The organism is Paenibacillus sp. Soil522 (assembly GCF_001428245.1).
Taxonomy (GTDB): Bacteria; Bacillota; Bacilli; order Paenibacillales; family Paenibacillaceae; genus Pristimantibacillus.
In genome coordinates this window covers 1-14,953 of record NZ_LMRV01000099.1, presented here as the reverse complement: position 1 = coordinate 14,953, position 14,953 = coordinate 1, and the positions used below count along the sequence as shown (strand labels likewise).

Below are 14,953 nucleotides of genomic sequence, written 5' to 3'. Positions count from 1 at the left end.
TTTGCTGCTCACGCAGCATATGATACCTTGACAGCAAAGCTTCCCGGCTTGCTTAAAGCTCTTCGTCCAGCAAATCCGGATCCAAATCCTCATAATCGTTATCGCCGAGGCTGAATTCCAGATCCTTGCCGTCCAGGTCGCCGCAACCGCCTGGAAGTACTGCCACGCAAACCTTAGTCTCGGCAACTAGCTCCACCGAAAACTCACGTTCTACACGAATCACCACACTGGAGCCGTTCGAAGAAATATTCGCTTCGATACAGTTCGGCTCCTGTATCACGTCGGCTGACACTTCCACTGTAGAAGGCCGATGCTTCGGATCTACATAGGAGAGGTTGACATGCTCGACATAATGCACGGATTCCTTAGCTACGTCTGTTTGCGAGTTTTTGCTGTACGAATACCAAATGTTGATATCGTAAGTACCAATTACCTCAATGCCGTCGCCCGAACGAACCGCTTCATATTGATGGTTGATTATCCATGCTCCCAAAATACTGGTCGGATGATGAGGCGGTGTTACGGTATGGGTTACAGTGGAAAACTTACGACCTTTGCCGCAGACAGCTTTCGTAATTATTTCTCTGTACTGGAGCTGTTTATCTGCAATAGTCATTGATTTAACCTCCTCCATACAATCATTCATTTAAAGTGTATGCAGGACATTCGTCTAGGGTGACTGTTAATTTTCTCGAAATATAAGATTATATAAGTTTCATACTTATAGCGATCCATATAGATCTTTGCGGAACGAAAGGCTAGAACCGTACAAGGCCGGATGCAGCCGTTACGCTTGATATATAAGAATACATAAGTCTCACACTTATAACGGTGCTTATATTTCTCAGCTAAACGTATGCTGCGCCGCTACTAGCCGCCGCCGGCCATCTACGCTTGAAAATACAAGATATTATAGATTCCTCACCTATAAACATACTTACATTTCTGAGCGAATCGATAGCTGCGCCTCCCCTAGCCCGCCGCCAGCCGTTTACGCTTGAAATGCAAGACGTTACAGGCTCCTCCCTATAATCACGCTTGTATTTCTACGCGGAACGATAGCTGCGTCACCCCTAGTCTCCGCCAGCCGTTTACGCTTGAATTGCAAGACGTTACAGGTTTCTCCCTAATAATCACGCTTGCATTTCTGCGCGAAACGATAGCTGCGCCTCCCCTAGTCGTCGCCAGCCGTTTACGCTTGCCTCGCAACGAATTTTTCCCTCTACATTCTATGGCTGAAGTTCGGACGACATGACTTTTCTTTTTTTTAATCGCTTCGCAATGCTTATATACCTCTCCAGCTCACGGAGCAGCATGAGAAGTGCTGCGCGAATTTCGAACTCATCCCGTGATTTTGGGAGCTCCATCGCACGGAATAATTGCGCCAGCTCGAATATCCGTTCTTCGACGTTGCCTTCGTACACATCCGATTTCACATCGCTCGAAAGCTGATCAAGCAATTCGGCAATCATGACTGCCTGAGGGAATTTCTCGAATACAAACGCCAGCTCGACGAGCATCTGCTGCACCGATTCAAGCTGCTGCCGTCTCATTTCGAAGTAAGTAGACCAATACTGCTCCTGGCCCCAAAGCCGATTCTCCCGGTTGCGGACGGAGCGAAGCGCGCCTTCCTCGATCGCATTGTAGGCTTCTAATATTTCCCCGCCGTTCCACACATGCGCTGGATTGCGCAGCGTGAGCGCCATCTCTTGAAAAATAACGCCAAAGCTTCGCTCGATCGCTGAGCGGTAAAAGCCTAGTTGATGCTCATCCTTCGGCATGTAAATAATGTTCACGATCGTCGCCCATCCGAGACCGGTGAACAGCAGCAAAATCTCATTGCCGATAATCCCCGTCGTCACTTCGGCCCGATTAAACAAATGAAAGACGATAACCGAGCTTGTGACAATGCCATCCTTTAATTGAAATCGCGATAATACAGGAAAAGTGATGAGAATAAATAAAGCAACCGCCCATATCTGAAAGCCGAACAAGGTAAAAATAAGCGATGCAAAAAAAAGTCCGAGCACGGAGGCGATAAATCGGACGAATGCGCTCTTCAGCCCTTTCATTCTCGTCACTTCGACGCCGAGTATCGCGAGAATACCGGCTCCAAGAGGCGGCTCCAGTCCCAGATAAACGGCGGTATAAATAGCTGCGATGGTGGCTAACGCCGTTTTGATAATACGAATGCCCATGAAATAACCTCGCGAACAGTAGGATTTTATTTCTACATCCTACCGCTCGCGCCAGCCTGCCGTCAACCGTCTCTCGAGCGCGGCAACGAGCTGATACATAACTGTTGCAACTACCGCAATAACAATCAGGCTTGACAGGACCAGCGTGAAATTGAATACCTGAAAGCCGTATATAATCAAATAGCCAAGACCCAGCTTCGCGACGAGAAACTCGCCAACGATGACGCCAATCCACGCCAAACCGACATTTACCTTTAAGGTTGAAATAATGACGGGAAATGAGCCAGGCAAAATAACGAGCTTGAACAATTGGAAACGGGAAGCTCCGAGCAGCCTGACTACCTTAATATAGCCGGAGTCGATTTCTCGAAAACGGTTGTATATGTTTAACGTCGTAATGATAACGGTCACCGACAAGGTGATGGCCACGATCGACATAAATCCCGGACCAAGCCCCACAATAAAGATTGGACCCAGCGCCACCTTCGGCATACTGTTAAGAACGACCAAATAAGGATCAAATACGCGCGACAAAAATGGAAACCACCACAGCGCAGCGGCTATCGCAGTTCCCAGCAATGTTCCAAGCAGAAAACCTGCTGCCGTTTCGGTCACCGTCACGCCAATATGCGGCCAAATGGATCCGTCAGCCATCGTCTTCCATAACTGCAAAAACATTTTGGACGGATAGCTGAACAGCAAGGGATCAATCCAATCATTTCGCCCCGCTGCTTCCCATAAGCTAACAAATAGAAGAAGCAGGACAGCTTGGGTCGCAACGACAGCAGCCGTTATCCGCCGCTTCCGTTTTTTAAAGCGGACATGAAGCTCGCTCATCCAAAAGAGGCGATCCTCCTGTATACCGGAAACAGCCGCCCTTTCCGGCTTCTCCGCATTTCTAAGATCCGGCCTTCTGCGTTCATCCACTCTGTCCACCTCCTTCGCCTTCCATATCTTCCTTATCAAGCTCAGCCCATAACCGTTCAAATAGCTCTTGAAAGCCCGGTAGCCTGCGTGCCGCCATTGGCGTTGCCCGGCGAATATCATCCGGTATTTCCATCTCGCAGCGTATATGGCCTGGGTTGCGGCCGAGCACGATGATGCGATCGCTCATCGCAGCCGCTTCGGCAAGATCATGCGTCACGAGCACAGCCGTTTTGCCAAGCCGCTTCAGCGTCTGGTGAACCAACTCCTCAAGCTGAAGCTTGATATGCAGATCCAGCGCGGAGAACGGCTCATCGAGCAAAAGCACCTCAGGCTCGGTGGCCAGCGTTCTTGCCAGCGCGACCCTTTGCCTCATGCCGCCCGACAGCTCATGCGGATATCTGCGGCCTGATTCAGGCAAGCCCAGCTCTCCGAGCAGCGCATCGACGGCTTGAAGCCTCTTCTCCGTCTTCCGGCCGCTGATCTCAAGCCCTATCGCGGCGTTTTCACTTATCGTGCGCCATGGAAACAAATAATCCTGCTGCAGCATATAGCCTACCTTGGGCGAGGGGCCGGCAACCCGCTCCCCGTTTAACAGTACTTGGCCCTTTGTCGGAGGAAACAAGCCGGCGAGCAAGCTAAGCACCGTCGTCTTGCCGCAACCGCTGGGGCCGACCAGACTAATAAACTCCCCGCGGTCAACCGTCAGCTCAATTTGCTCAACCGCGAGCGAGGCTCCCTTTTCATTCACATAAACATGTGATAATTGCTGCAGCTCAAGCACCGGTTCATGCGACATGCCTAAGCCTCCGTTTCTTGCCCCGTGTCTATTTCATCGCTTCGATCGCTTTTTCCGCAAAGCCGGTGTCTACCAGCTCGCTATGCTCCGTACGTTTTTCCAGCTCTCCTGCCGTCGTAATGACGTCGAGCAGGTTATTCCATTCCGCTTCGTCAATGATCGGATCAGTTGCGTACGAGCCTTGCTGCTTGTAACGGTCGATGGAGCTAACGAGAATATCGCGATCTACATTTTCAAAATAAGGAAGCACAACATCCGCAATCGTCTCGGCATCGTTGCTCTCTACCCATAGCTGCGCTTTATAAATGGCATTCGTAAACGATTGTATAGCTTTTTTGTTCTTGTTGATGTAACTCTGCTTCGCCATAAAGACGGTATAAGGCAGGTGGCCGCTTTCAGCGCCAAACGATGCGACAACATAGCCTTTGCCTTCCTTCTCAAAAATCGAAGCCGTCGGTTCGAACAGCTGGACATAATCGCCGGTTCCTGATGCAAAGGCCGCAGGAATATTAGCAAAATCAACGTTTTGAATAAGCTCCAAATCAGTCTTAGGATCGATTCCCAGCTTCTTCAGCGCAAACTCGCCAGCCATTTGCGGCATGCCCCCTTTTCTTTGTCCGAGGAACACACTCCCTTTTAACGAATTCCAATCGAAGCTTTCATCTGCCTCTCTGGCAACGAGAAACGTGCCGTCAGTCTGCGTAAGCTGAGCAAAGTTAATAATCGGATCATCCGTGCCCTGCTGATACACATAAATAGACGTTTCTGAGCCAACAAGCGCAACATCGATGACATTCGAGAGCAATGCTGTCATCGTTTTGTCGCCACCCGGCGTCGTCGTCAATTCCACATCAAGACCTTCCTCTTCAAAAAAACCTTTCGCGACCGCCACATACTCCGGCGCATAAAATACCGAGCGTGTTACTTCGCCAATTCGGATTTTCACATTTTCCGAATCTCCTTTGCCGCAGCCTGCCAAAGCCGCAGACATGACGAGCGCTACCGTAAGCATCAGTGACCACATCATTCGTCTTTTCATGTTTCTTCCCTCCCGCGCAATTGCGTTTAATAAATGTACTCCAGCCTATGCGGCAGTGTTCTAGGCGGTGAATGTGTACAAAAAAAAGAAAGCTGCCCGCACATCGTCAAAGGACGACCGGACTGCCTTCTATTCATTCCTGCAAGCTTCGCTCCAGCACTACAGCTTGTAGATATCGGTATATTTCTTCGTTAAATACGCGACCAAATGCTGAGGATCAAGCGGCTTGCCCGTTACATTTTGAATAAGTTCAGAAGGTGTTCTCAGCTTACCGTATTTGTAAATCCGCTCAGTCAGCCATTGCTTAATCGGCAATAACTCGCCATTTCCAACCTTCGTCCAGAAGCCTTCAAGCTCCCGCTCCATCGTATCGGCAATCTGTGCAGCGTACATATTTCCGAGCGAGTAGGACGGGAAGTAGCCGAAGGCGCCGCCCGACCAGTGCACGTCCTGAAGAACGCCCTCCGCGTCGTTTGGTGGTGTCACGCCTAAGTACTCTTTATATTTATCGTTCCAAATCGCAGGCAACTCAGCTGCCTTCACACCTTCATTGAAGATGAGCTTCTCCATCTCGTAGCGGATAATAATATGCAGATTGTAGGTCAGCTCATCTGCTTCAATACGGATAAGCGATGGCTGCACAACGTTATTCCCGCGATAAAATTGATCAACGCTGACATCCAGCTGACCCGGAAACCGCTTCTGAAGCTCGCCGAAATAACGATTCCAGAACGGTCTGCTGCGGCCGATTACATTTTCCCAGAAGCGGGATTGTGACTCGTGGATGCCCATCGAAGTTCCAGTGCAGAGTGTCGTGCCGATGAGCTCCTCCATAATGTTTTGCTCATACAGCGCATGACCGCCCTCATGAATCGTGCCAAACAAAGCGCTCGTAACATCATTTTCCAAATAACGCGTCGTAATCCGAACATCACCCGGGCTAAGACCGGTTGCGAATGGATGAACGCTCTCATCCAGCCGTCCTGCTTCGAAGCTATAGCCCATTTGCTCCAGTATGTATAAGCTAAATGCTTTTTGCGCCGGTTTATCATAATTTTGCTTTAGGAATGAGGTGTCGGGCTGATGGGGCGAATTCGCGATTGCAGCTGCCAGCGGTACGAGCTGCTCACGCAAGCCTCCGAATACTTGGTCCAGCTCTGCTACCGTCATCCCAGGCTCGTACTGATCAAGCAGCGTATCATAACGAGTCGCTTTGGCACCCCACAGATCGATAAATTGATTCGTGTATGATATAACTTTCTCCAAATACGGCTGGAAGCCCGCATAATCATTATTTTCTTTGGCTTCCTCCCACTTGGATTCGGATTGCGAGGATAGCACTACATATTCTTGATAAAGCTTCGGCGGAATTTTTACGCTGCGGTCATATTCCTTGCGAGTCTCTGTCACTAGACGCTGCTCGATTTCACTGAGATTCGAATAAACCTTGCTTTCCTCCAGCGTGGACAGCCACTCTCCCAGCTCAGGCGAGGTTGACAGATTGAACTGGTCAGCGGACAAAGCGCCGATGACCTCGGAACGATTATCCATCCCTTTGCGGGGCGCGCCGGTGCGCAGATCCCAGTACAGAACGCCGAGTGCTTCGTCATAGCTCTTTATTTTTCGAATCGTTTCCGTAAAGCTTTGCAGAGCATCGTTATGTTTTGTCGACATCATTTTTCCACCTTCCTATTCTCGATTCGGAACCGCGTTCCTTTCATAGGAACTTCACTTGATCTTACGTATGTCAATCCTTATAATCATCTTAAACCTGCTAGACATACTGTGCAATAGATAGAAAGAGAGGGAACCATATGCATATTGTTTTTTCCAAAGCAGCTACGGACCGGTTATCCCCTTATTTAGAAGACGGGACAAAACAGCTTAAGCTGCTCCACGATACGGAGGGCTGCGGCTGCGTCGTCAGCGGCGTTCCTGCGCTTCAGCTAATAAGTGAGCCTTCTGTCGACGACAAGCTCGCGCAAGGCGAGCCCCTTCCCTTCTGGTATGAACCGCGGCATGAGGTTTATTATGAGCCTCAGCTTCGCGTAGATTACAATACGGAGCGTAACAGCTTTAGTCTGAAGAGCGATAGTCAAATCTATACATTGCACCTACGCTTCATCACCAAAGGAAGTGCAGCATGAACAAAATCGATGAAATCCTAAACTATAACAAGCAATTCGTTGAAAACCGTGAATACGAGAAATACTCCACAAGCAAATATCCGGATAAACGGATGGTCATTGTCACCTGCATGGATACGCGCTTAACGGAAATGCTTCCTAAGGCAATGAACCTCAGAAACGGAGACGCCAAAATTATCAAAAACGCCGGCGCTATCGTCACCCAGCCCTTTGGTAATATTATGCGGAGCATCCTTATTTCCCTATATGAACTGCAGACAGACGAAGTATTCGTCATCGGCCATACGAACTGCGGCATGACCGGAATTAACCCCGAGCTTATTATGCAGCATATGGAGGAACGGGGCGTTTCAGCCGATACGATTACAACGCTGAAGCATTCCGGACTCAATCTTATGCGCTGGTTGACAGGCCTCGATAATATTCGGGACAGCGTCTTGAACAGCGTGAGCATTATCCGAAATCATCCGCTGCTCCCGGCTAACATTCTTGTCCATGGATTAATCATCGACTCGGAAACGGGTGAATTGGAGCTTGTAGATTCTGCTTATCCTGAGGGCTAATCACATAAACGGGAGCATCACGGCTGTTAAGACAGACCGTTACGCTCCCGTTTTTTTGCTGTATAGGCTTTCAGTCTTTCGGCAATTACATCAGAACGGTCTCTCCTCGTATGGCGGTGAATGATCGAATCATCGTCTAGCGGACTTGGCGAGCCCCAGACTAGCCCCCGATCTTTGCAAGCCTGCTTACATAATGCAAAAACCTCATCGTTAATGATTCGAAGATTGAAGTCAGAATAAACCGTCTCGTCCTCCGCCTGCAAGGCAGCAATTCTCGGAATCAATTGTTTTTGCAAGCTGTCCTTATCAATTCCAAGCTTCTCCAGCGGCGATAACGATAATTTTTGCTCTGCTTGCACCAGCATTTTCGCTGCCCCCCGCAAATTGCCTCTCCGCTCATGATAAAGTCCGACCGCCAGCTGGATAAGTCCCACCCATGTATTCGCAAACGGGTCTCCGGGATGTTCCTTCCAATATTCCTCAAGCAGCTCATGGCATTCAAAATAATCTCGCGAAGCGTGGAATTCCACCAAATAGGATATATAAGCATTAGGAAAAGTAATCATCAGATCCTCCCGGCCATGCGAAAATAATTCATTCGTCTTGTTGCCATTTACAAAAATATTAGCATATGTCGCTTATACTTTCATACCTTTAAACCAATCCTATATGAATAAGTGAAACCAATGTTTATTTTAGACGTATTTTAGCTTGTTAGCACTAGCTTTAGAAGCATATATCAGGAGGAGAAGAGACAGATGAAAAAAGGATTCATGGTTGTACTGGCATTAGCTCTATTTTTTACGCTAGGGTTCGGACAGTATGCCGATGCAAAACCAAGGGGCGGCCTTAAATCTCCTAAGCAAAGCTATACGCAAACCCCAAAGAAATCGGATAACGTTAGTCAAACGAATCCGGGAACGAAAACTGGTGCTACAACTGGTACAACAAAACCCGGATTTTTCGGCGGCGGCAGTCTGATGAAAGGCTTGATGATCGGCGGTCTGGCAGGCTTAATGTTCGGCAGCTTGTTCTCCGGCCTGGGCGCATTCGGTAATATTCTTGGCTTGATGATTAATTTGCTCGCAATTTTCGCGGTTATTATGCTTATCCGCGTAGCGTTCGTTTATCTGCGCAGCAAGCGTAACCCGCCAGATCAACGGAGACCTTACTAATCGTGCGTATATATACGGATGAAATTATTAACGCCATCTGCTATAGCATGGCTGAGCGCAGGGGCGTAAGCCCTTCGGATGTGGAAGTGCAGCTCTCCTGGGAAGAAGAGTATGGGTTTACGGCCGAAGTTTGGGTGAACGGCCGCAGCCAATATATTATTGAAGCCAATATCCTCGAGGCTATCGAGCAATATATATTTAAGCAATATAATCGGCGCGTGTTCCGTTCGAATATTACGCTTGATGCGGACGAACAATTTTGGGCGGATATTTCCGATTAATCGCGAGGAAAGCATCCTGCGGCTTGCTTTATCAGTAATGATAAAGCAGGTCCAGGATGTTTTTTTGTGCGCTTTTTCCTGTTAGCGATCAGCCTCCTAATAATTACTAATGAAATAATGATAGATTTAAAGAAACCTCCCTGCTCATCTTGCGTCTAACCTTTAGACTACGAGAGGAGTGAGCTCGCCAAACTTATGAGAAGAAAATTGAACATCGCTTTGCTGCTGGTATTATTTTTCCAAACGGTAATGACAGGTACAGCCGGAATCACAGTCGCAGCAGCAATGCAAATGACAAAGTTCCGTGTCTATCAGAATGACCAGGCGCTGCGTGAATTTACGACGGAGCCGCAGTCTATCGCTTATGCAGGCAAATTCCGGTATAGCCATGTCGAAACGATTGCCGGCCGCAGCTGGGTATGGGACAACTTCCCGCGGTACAAAATTTATCAGAACGGCCAGACCAACCCAAATTGGGAATTTAGCTCTTACGATAAAGCATTAACCGTCGCTAAGAAGCTAAACAACGTACATATTCGCGATTTAGAAAACATCGGTTGGACCTATCAGTCCTATGCGAAGTTTAAGGTGTACCAAGGCGACAATACGAGGGAGAATTGGTCCTTCCTTACACTTGCCGCCGCTAAACAGGAAGCCAAAAAATGGGGCAACGCGCACATTATCGAATTAACGACGAACAAGTGGGTATGGGGTAACCTTACCGATGCTCAAAAAAAAGCGCAGCGCGCAGCCAATCCAATCTACCAGATTACAGTGGACGGCTTGCCTGTTGAAGAGAAACCGCTCTATTCCTTCCTTTTCGATGCAATCAACGCTTCTGCCCCCATTTCCGGCAGTGAGGTGCGAAACGTTGCAACCGGCAAAATCGTCCATTCGAACGCACCTAATTATTTGGTCAAAAAAAATGGCGTTATCGTCACCTCTTCACTTAGCTTGGATGCAGCTGTCCACATTGCGAAGAAAACGCCGAATGCTGAAGTCTACTTTAAAGGCAACGTTTATTGGTCCGGCATTCCCTATTTAACCGTTTTCCAGGGAGACAATAAATTAAGAGCGTTTAACACGCGCAGCAGCGCCGTAGCTTTCGCGAAAGCTTATTCTAACAGTACGGTCCGCACTTCCGAAGGCCGTACGATATGGAGCAATACAAAGCGCCTCGTATATATGGGCTGGAATGGCAGCTCGACCAGCGAGGCCGTAGTCAATCATGTGGCGAATACGCAGGGTTTATCGATTGACTCGCCGACCTGGTTTGAACTTGCCGCTGCGGACGGCTCTATAACGGATACATCGGATATCGCGGTCGCGGGCGCCTTTAAGGAACAAGGCATAAAAGTAATGCCGCTCGTTCATAACCAATTCAACAAGAAGCTGACGACAGACTTTCTGAAAAATAAAGCTGCTCAGCAGGCGTTTATTAGCAATCTCGTCGCCAAGCTCGCGCAGCTTGGAGCAGCTGGCATTAATCTCGACTTCGAAGAGGTAGCCGGCAGCGATCGAACCGCCTTCACCACCTTCGTTACCTCTCTTGCGAAAGCGGTTCATGCGAAAGGAATGCAGCTATCCATTGACCTGCCTAGAGGCAGCCTAAGCTGGAATCATGTAACCGCTTACGACCATGCTGCTCTCTCCGCTGTTGTGGATACGATCATAATCATGGCCTATGACGAGCACTGGAGCGGCAGTGATACGCCCGGCTCCGTCGCAGGCTTGAAATGGGTCCAGGAAGGCGTGAAGCAATTTCTAAGCTACGGTATTCCGCGGAGCAAGCTCATGCTTGGCATTCCGTTCTACGTAAGGGAATGGAAGCTCGACAGTTCAAATAAGCTGGTGGGGAACCGCGCGATTTACATGAAAGAAGTACCGAAGCTGATTGCCGATACGAATGCTCAAGGCGTATTTGACAATGAATCAGGCCAGATGAAATACAAGTACGTCAAAGACGGCTATACTTACCTCTTCTGGGCGGAAACCGAAAGTACTGTGAAAGCCCGTATCGACATCGCTAAAGCTTACGATTTAGCAGGCGTTGCGGCTTGGCGGTTAGGTTATGAAAGCTCTGAATTGTGGACGATGATGCTGCGTATCAAATAACGACAAATGCCCCCGTTCTCTGCATGCGAGATTGGGGGCATTTTTCTGAACTGGCCTTTACATATGTATCATAACTTTAATTTTCTCGGCTCTGCTGCCGGAAATCGGATGATAACCTTCGTACCTTTGCCATATACGCTTTCAAATACGATTTTACCGTTTAATGCCTCAACTATTCGAATGGTCACCAAAATGCCGAGTCCTGTGCCCGTATCCTTTGTTGTATAGAAAGCCGTACCTAAGTTGTTCAAATCCTCCTTGGTCATCCCTTTTCCTGTATCGATGATCTCGATAAATATTTCCTCATTACGATAATATGCGTTTACCGTTACTGCCCCCGTATTTGGGATCGCTTCCACGCCATTTTTGATTAAATTCAGTATCACTTGAGAAAGCTTCGGCTTATCCGCCCATACGAAGAGATCGGTTTGATTGCAGTTTAGGTGCATTTGAACGTTTTGAATCAATCCATAGGAGTTCATGATCTCAAGCGTGCTACTCAGAAATCCCGAAACCTCTATTAATTCAAGGTGGTCTGCCTGAGGCTTAGCCAGATTCAAATAATCGGTGATAATAAATTCAGCTCTTTCCAATTCCGATAACGCTATTTTCAAATAGTCCTTCTTCTTGTCATCCACCGACTCTTTGAGCAATTGAAGAAAACCTTTGACTACCGTTAGCGGGTTGCGCACTTCATGTGCGACAGATGCTGCGATTTGACTTACAATCTTCAGCTTCTCGCTGCGCTCCAGCTCAAGCTTTAGTAAGTTGGTCTCAATGATATGCTCCTTAAGCAATGAGGAAATTCCCATCCCGACGAACGATACTGCACCCCAAAAAATAAGAATGAGATAGAAATTTTTTTGATTCTCTAGCGAATAATCATTGATCTCTATGTATAGGAAAAGAATGATAAATCCGATAATTACGGTATTTGCCGATAACAGCAAACAAATGAATATTCTTTTTCTTGCTAAATAATTTTGAAAAGTTTTAACAAAAAAGAAGCTTGGAATTACGCATAACAGTAAAGCAACCGTAGCTAATAATACGGCATCACCACCTAAGTATATGCGGTACAAAGCGGCAACGACAATGACGATTGTTCCCGGCACATATTTGCCAGATCCATATACTATTGAAATAATTATAGGAATGCTGCTTAAATCGCCTTGAAAACTGCCAAGCACATTAACCGGCATGGCTATGCAAAGGATGGCCGAAGCGCCAAACATTAATCCATTCACAATCTGAGAGGGAATGCTATCAGATATTTTTTTACGTGTGAAAAAAAACTGTTGGATAAAGATCGGAAACAATATGATAACAAGATGAATGAGCAATTGATTTACCATATCTATTGATCGATTTCCTCTCCTTTTACAATATTTGTATAGTGCTTTTGGACTAAAACATTACAAATGTATAATAACACAAAAAATAGAAGTATATCATTACTATTTTTATAGCACGTCCTAAGTGATATAGCAAAAAATCGCTAGCTCGTATAGGTTCGCATCACTTCTTGACCATCGAATCGTCTCGGCGTCCCGTAATGACAAAGTTTTTATTTATTTAATCTAGGCTATTAAAACCAGTACAAACACCCAAACATGAAGCAGACACCGTGCATAACCTACAGGGTAGTAAACTTCGGAGGTGAATATTTAATGTCTGGAATCGTTGGCGGCGCTAATAACAATATTGGTTTTATTCTGGTGCTATTCATTTTGTTGGTAATCATTGCATGTAGCTGCGGATTTTTTGGCGGAGTCTGCTGATATTAATCACTCACTGAATGTTCCCCATTCAACTGCAATAATTCCTCCAAACCTGAAACCAGGCCGAGTTTAACTCGGCCTGGTTTTTTCCATGCTTCTTGAAAGATCGGTATAGGACGGTTTATAAACCTTGGACGACTACCTGGTGATATTGCTGTCGAGAAGGGAAATGTAAAGTTCTACTTCCCGATAGTCACTTGCATAGTCATAAGCATTATATTGTCATTGATTGTTTCCATAGCGAGATGGTTTTTCAAGTGACTCTTTTTTTAATTTTCCGTTTTTTGTTATTATATATACTTTCGATTTTGGAAATGATCATAATAATAGGAGGGGGATATATGGAAAAATGGTATATATGGGAATGTAATCAATGCAGTTCAACAATGACAATAAACTACGATGCAACTGAAGAAGATTATGACAGGTTTAAAAATTGCGGTTGTAATCTTGATGGTAGGTTAGAGTGGAAGTATAACTTTGATGAGGGACAAAACATTTGAAACAAAAGAAACCAGATCGGGTTTTGCTTGTGGTCATACCCCTGTCAAGTAGACAGATGAAAAAAGCTAAGCTGCCAGCGCGTGCCGATACTCAATCGGCGCGCGCTGTTTGAGTTTGGCTTGAAATCGTTGGTCATACCCCTGTCAAGTAGACAGATGAAAAAAGCTAAGCTGCCAGCGCGTGCCGATACTCAATCGGCGCGCGCTGTTTGAGTTTGGCTTGAAATCGTTGGTAGTTATAAAAATAGATGTATTCCTCAATAGCTTGATGAATCTCAGCTTCTGATTTACACTGATGGAGATACAACTTCTCTGTTTTGAGATGCGAAAAGAAGGATTCGATGCACGCGTTATCCAGGCAGGTTGCTTTGCGAGAGTGGCTGCCTTTGATGCTGAATGCTTCTAACCGTATGTTGTATGCTTGAGACGTGTACTGGAAGCCTTGGTCCGAATGGAGCACGGCTTCCGCGACGTCTTTTTTCTTTGTCCACTGATCAATCGTATCCAATACGAGTTTGACATCGTTACGTTCGGAGAGTTTCCAAGCCACGATCTCATTGTTGAAYAGGTCCTGGATCGCCGACAGGTAATAAAAGCGCGTRCCATCCGAGATGTACGTAATATCGGTGACCATCTTCTGTCCAGGCCCTATGGCATGGAATTGACGCTTCAATCGGTTTGGGTACATGACAGAAGGGGTATAACTGGAATGGTTTCGTTTCTTTCGAATGACGGACTGGATCGCACATTCTTTCATCAGCCGCCATACTTTTTTGTGATTTACACGATAACCTTCTTCCCACAAGGCGTTCATCATTCGAGGATATCCAAAGTAAGGATGCACTAAGTGTATGGCCATCATATGTGTCTTGAGATCGTGATCACGTGTCTGTTTGTCGATACGTTGAGACCGAGTGGCTCTCCACTTGTAGTAACTGGCTCTGGGTATACCTGCAATGGTTAGCAAACGTGTGACACTGTGTAGGTCACGTAGTTCTTCAATTACTTTATAGCTGTCTTGCTGACTGAGGCAGTCTCCTTTAACAGATTTGGATACCGCTTTTTTAAATAGTCCACCTGTGCTTTTAAGTAATCTCGCTCTTCCTCCACAGAGGCAAAGGYTGTACGTGGTCGTCCTTTTAGTGGACTCGACAGACCTTTACGAACATCGAATGCCTCTTCATTCCGCCATTTCTTTACCCACACCTTTAACTGAGTGCAGTTTCTAATGGCTAGCTTCTCTGCTACTGCTTGATAGCTCTCAGATCCCTCAACATACGCTTTGACTGCCGCTAACTTGAATGCTTCCGTATATTGCTGAAACACTTGTCCTTGTTTTGCCATAAAAAATATCCCCTCCAAGTTCACTCTTTCCTTCATGATAACATGAGGTTTTTTTAGAGTGTCTACTTAAAGGGGATAATACCA

The 14,953-nt window shown here is 46.7% G+C and carries 16 protein-coding genes and 2 pseudogenes; 7 read left to right on the top strand and 11 right to left on the bottom strand.

The features are described 5' to 3' along the window. Positions 1-52: 52 nt before the first annotated feature. The 7 genes from ASG81_RS27060 to ASG81_RS27035 all read right to left on the bottom strand — a co-directional run bounded on the left by ASG81_RS27060 (position 53) and on the right by ASG81_RS27035 (position 6,634). Positions 53-616 carry an outer spore coat protein CotE gene (locus ASG81_RS27060; RefSeq protein ID WP_056641997.1) on the bottom strand — a complete coding sequence of 188 codons (564 nt, stop codon included), beginning with the start codon at positions 614-616 and terminating at the stop codon, positions 53-55. 416 nt (positions 617-1,032) lie between these two features. Next, a complete protein-coding gene (locus ASG81_RS31500) occupies positions 1,033-1,209 on the bottom strand; it encodes a hypothetical protein (protein ID WP_155971996.1) in 177 nt (58 codons plus the stop codon). 20 nt (positions 1,210-1,229) lie between these two features. Continuing rightward, positions 1,230-2,198: an aromatic acid exporter family protein gene (locus tag ASG81_RS27055; protein WP_056641995.1), complete on the bottom strand. Its 969-nt coding sequence runs from the start codon at positions 2,196-2,198 to the stop codon at positions 1,230-1,232. A gap of 39 nt (positions 2,199-2,237) precedes the next feature. Continuing rightward, positions 2,238-3,035: an ABC transporter permease gene (locus tag ASG81_RS27050; RefSeq protein WP_081417633.1), complete on the bottom strand. Its 798-nt coding sequence runs from the start codon at positions 3,033-3,035 to the stop codon at positions 2,238-2,240. Positions 3,036-3,117: 82 nt separating this feature from the next. After that, positions 3,118-3,921 carry an ABC transporter ATP-binding protein gene (locus tag ASG81_RS27045; RefSeq protein WP_056641992.1) on the bottom strand — a complete coding sequence of 268 codons (804 nt, stop codon included), beginning with the start codon at positions 3,919-3,921 and terminating at the stop codon, positions 3,118-3,120. Between the two features lie 28 nt (positions 3,922-3,949). Continuing rightward, positions 3,950-4,960 carry an ABC transporter substrate-binding protein gene (locus tag ASG81_RS27040; RefSeq protein ID WP_056641991.1) on the bottom strand — a complete coding sequence of 337 codons (1,011 nt, stop codon included), beginning with the start codon at positions 4,958-4,960 and terminating at the stop codon, positions 3,950-3,952. A gap of 159 nt (positions 4,961-5,119) precedes the next feature. Further along, positions 5,120-6,634, bottom strand: a complete 1,515-nt coding sequence (locus tag ASG81_RS27035) for a carboxypeptidase M32 (protein WP_056642498.1) — start codon at positions 6,632-6,634, stop codon at positions 5,120-5,122. Between the two features lie 140 nt (positions 6,635-6,774). Here ASG81_RS27035 and ASG81_RS27030 point away from each other — a divergent pair, with 140 nt between their 5' ends. Next, on the top strand, positions 6,775-7,107 hold the full coding sequence (locus ASG81_RS27030) for an iron-sulfur cluster biosynthesis family protein (protein WP_056641988.1): 333 nt from the start codon (positions 6,775-6,777) through the stop codon (positions 7,105-7,107). Further along, complete coding sequence (locus tag ASG81_RS27025; protein WP_056641987.1) at positions 7,104-7,670, top strand: beta-class carbonic anhydrase; 567 nt, start codon at positions 7,104-7,106, stop codon at positions 7,668-7,670. Before ASG81_RS27030 ends, ASG81_RS27025 begins: the two co-directional genes overlap by 4 nt. Positions 7,671-7,696: 26 nt before the next feature. Here the strand turns inward: ASG81_RS27025 and ASG81_RS27020 are convergent, their stop codons facing one another. Continuing rightward, on the bottom strand, positions 7,697-8,236 hold the full coding sequence (locus ASG81_RS27020) for a DUF309 domain-containing protein (RefSeq protein WP_056641983.1): 540 nt from the start codon (positions 8,234-8,236) through the stop codon (positions 7,697-7,699). A 192-nt stretch (positions 8,237-8,428) separates the two neighbouring features. On the opposite strand from ASG81_RS27020, the gene ASG81_RS27015 reads away from it, so the two are divergent. The 3 genes from ASG81_RS27015 to ASG81_RS27005 all read left to right on the top strand — a co-directional run bounded on the left by ASG81_RS27015 (position 8,429) and on the right by ASG81_RS27005 (position 11,241). Next, positions 8,429-8,845, top strand: a complete 417-nt coding sequence (locus ASG81_RS27015) for a hypothetical protein (protein ID WP_056641980.1) — start codon at positions 8,429-8,431, stop codon at positions 8,843-8,845. A gap of 2 nt (positions 8,846-8,847) precedes the next feature. Next, a complete protein-coding gene (locus ASG81_RS27010) occupies positions 8,848-9,126 on the top strand; it encodes a YxcD family protein (RefSeq protein ID WP_200961628.1) in 279 nt (92 codons plus the stop codon). A gap of 195 nt (positions 9,127-9,321) precedes the next feature. Continuing rightward, on the top strand, positions 9,322-11,241 hold the full coding sequence (locus ASG81_RS27005; protein WP_056641978.1) for a glycosyl hydrolase family 18 protein: 1,920 nt from the start codon (positions 9,322-9,324) through the stop codon (positions 11,239-11,241). 68 nt (positions 11,242-11,309) lie between these two features. On the opposite strand, the gene ASG81_RS27000 is transcribed toward ASG81_RS27005, so the two are convergent. Then, positions 11,310-12,596: a sensor histidine kinase gene (locus ASG81_RS27000; protein ID WP_056641975.1), complete on the bottom strand. Its 1,287-nt coding sequence runs from the start codon at positions 12,594-12,596 to the stop codon at positions 11,310-11,312. A 540-nt stretch (positions 12,597-13,136) separates the two neighbouring features. On the opposite strand from ASG81_RS27000, the pseudogene ASG81_RS30445 reads away from it, so the two are divergent. Both ASG81_RS30445 and ASG81_RS31495 read left to right on the top strand, forming a co-directional pair. Further along, positions 13,137-13,283, top strand: a pseudogene (locus tag ASG81_RS30445) (DUF2905 domain-containing protein); the annotation flags it as partial. A gap of 80 nt (positions 13,284-13,363) precedes the next feature. Beyond that, positions 13,364-13,525, top strand: coding sequence for a hypothetical protein (locus ASG81_RS31495; RefSeq protein WP_155971994.1), 162 nt, complete (start codon positions 13,364-13,366; stop codon positions 13,523-13,525). A gap of 166 nt (positions 13,526-13,691) precedes the next feature. Here ASG81_RS31495 and ASG81_RS26995 read toward each other — a convergent pair. After that, positions 13,692-14,534, bottom strand: a pseudogene (locus tag ASG81_RS26995) (IS3 family transposase); the annotation flags it as partial. Further along, on the bottom strand, positions 14,528-14,869 hold the full coding sequence (locus ASG81_RS26990; RefSeq protein WP_056641969.1) for a transposase: 342 nt from the start codon (positions 14,867-14,869) through the stop codon (positions 14,528-14,530). The gene ASG81_RS26990 and the pseudogene ASG81_RS26995, both read right to left, overlap by 7 nt. Positions 14,870-14,953 lie beyond the last annotated feature (84 nt).

Bases quoted from the DNA above. Each gene is read 5' to 3' on its own strand.
- ASG81_RS27060 (WP_056641997.1), bottom strand. From the start codon at position 616: ATGACTATTGCAGATAAACAGCTCCAGTACAGAGAAATAATTACGAAA.
- ASG81_RS27055 (WP_056641995.1), bottom strand. From the start codon at position 2,198: ATGGGCATTCGTATTATCAAAACGGCGTTAGCCACCATCGCAGCTATT.
- ASG81_RS27050 (WP_081417633.1), bottom strand. From the start codon at position 3,035: ATGAGCGAGCTTCATGTCCGCTTTAAAAAACGGAAGCGGCGGATAACG.
- ASG81_RS27045 (WP_056641992.1), bottom strand. From the start codon at position 3,921: ATGTCGCATGAACCGGTGCTTGAGCTGCAGCAATTATCACATGTTTAT.
- ASG81_RS27040 (WP_056641991.1), bottom strand. From the start codon at position 4,960: ATGAAAAGACGAATGATGTGGTCACTGATGCTTACGGTAGCGCTCGTC.
- ASG81_RS27035 (WP_056642498.1), bottom strand. From the start codon at position 6,634: ATGTCGACAAAACATAACGATGCTCTGCAAAGCTTTACGGAAACGATT.
- ASG81_RS27030 (WP_056641988.1), top strand. From the start codon at position 6,775: ATGCATATTGTTTTTTCCAAAGCAGCTACGGACCGGTTATCCCCTTAT.
- ASG81_RS27025 (WP_056641987.1), top strand. From the start codon at position 7,104: ATGAACAAAATCGATGAAATCCTAAACTATAACAAGCAATTCGTTGAA.
- ASG81_RS27020 (WP_056641983.1), bottom strand. From the start codon at position 8,236: ATGATTACTTTTCCTAATGCTTATATATCCTATTTGGTGGAATTCCAC.
- ASG81_RS27015 (WP_056641980.1), top strand. From the start codon at position 8,429: ATGAAAAAAGGATTCATGGTTGTACTGGCATTAGCTCTATTTTTTACG.
- ASG81_RS27005 (WP_056641978.1), top strand. From the start codon at position 9,322: ATGAGAAGAAAATTGAACATCGCTTTGCTGCTGGTATTATTTTTCCAA.
- ASG81_RS27000 (WP_056641975.1), bottom strand. From the start codon at position 12,596: ATGGTAAATCAATTGCTCATTCATCTTGTTATCATATTGTTTCCGATC.
- ASG81_RS31495 (WP_155971994.1), top strand. From the start codon at position 13,364: ATGGAAAAATGGTATATATGGGAATGTAATCAATGCAGTTCAACAATG.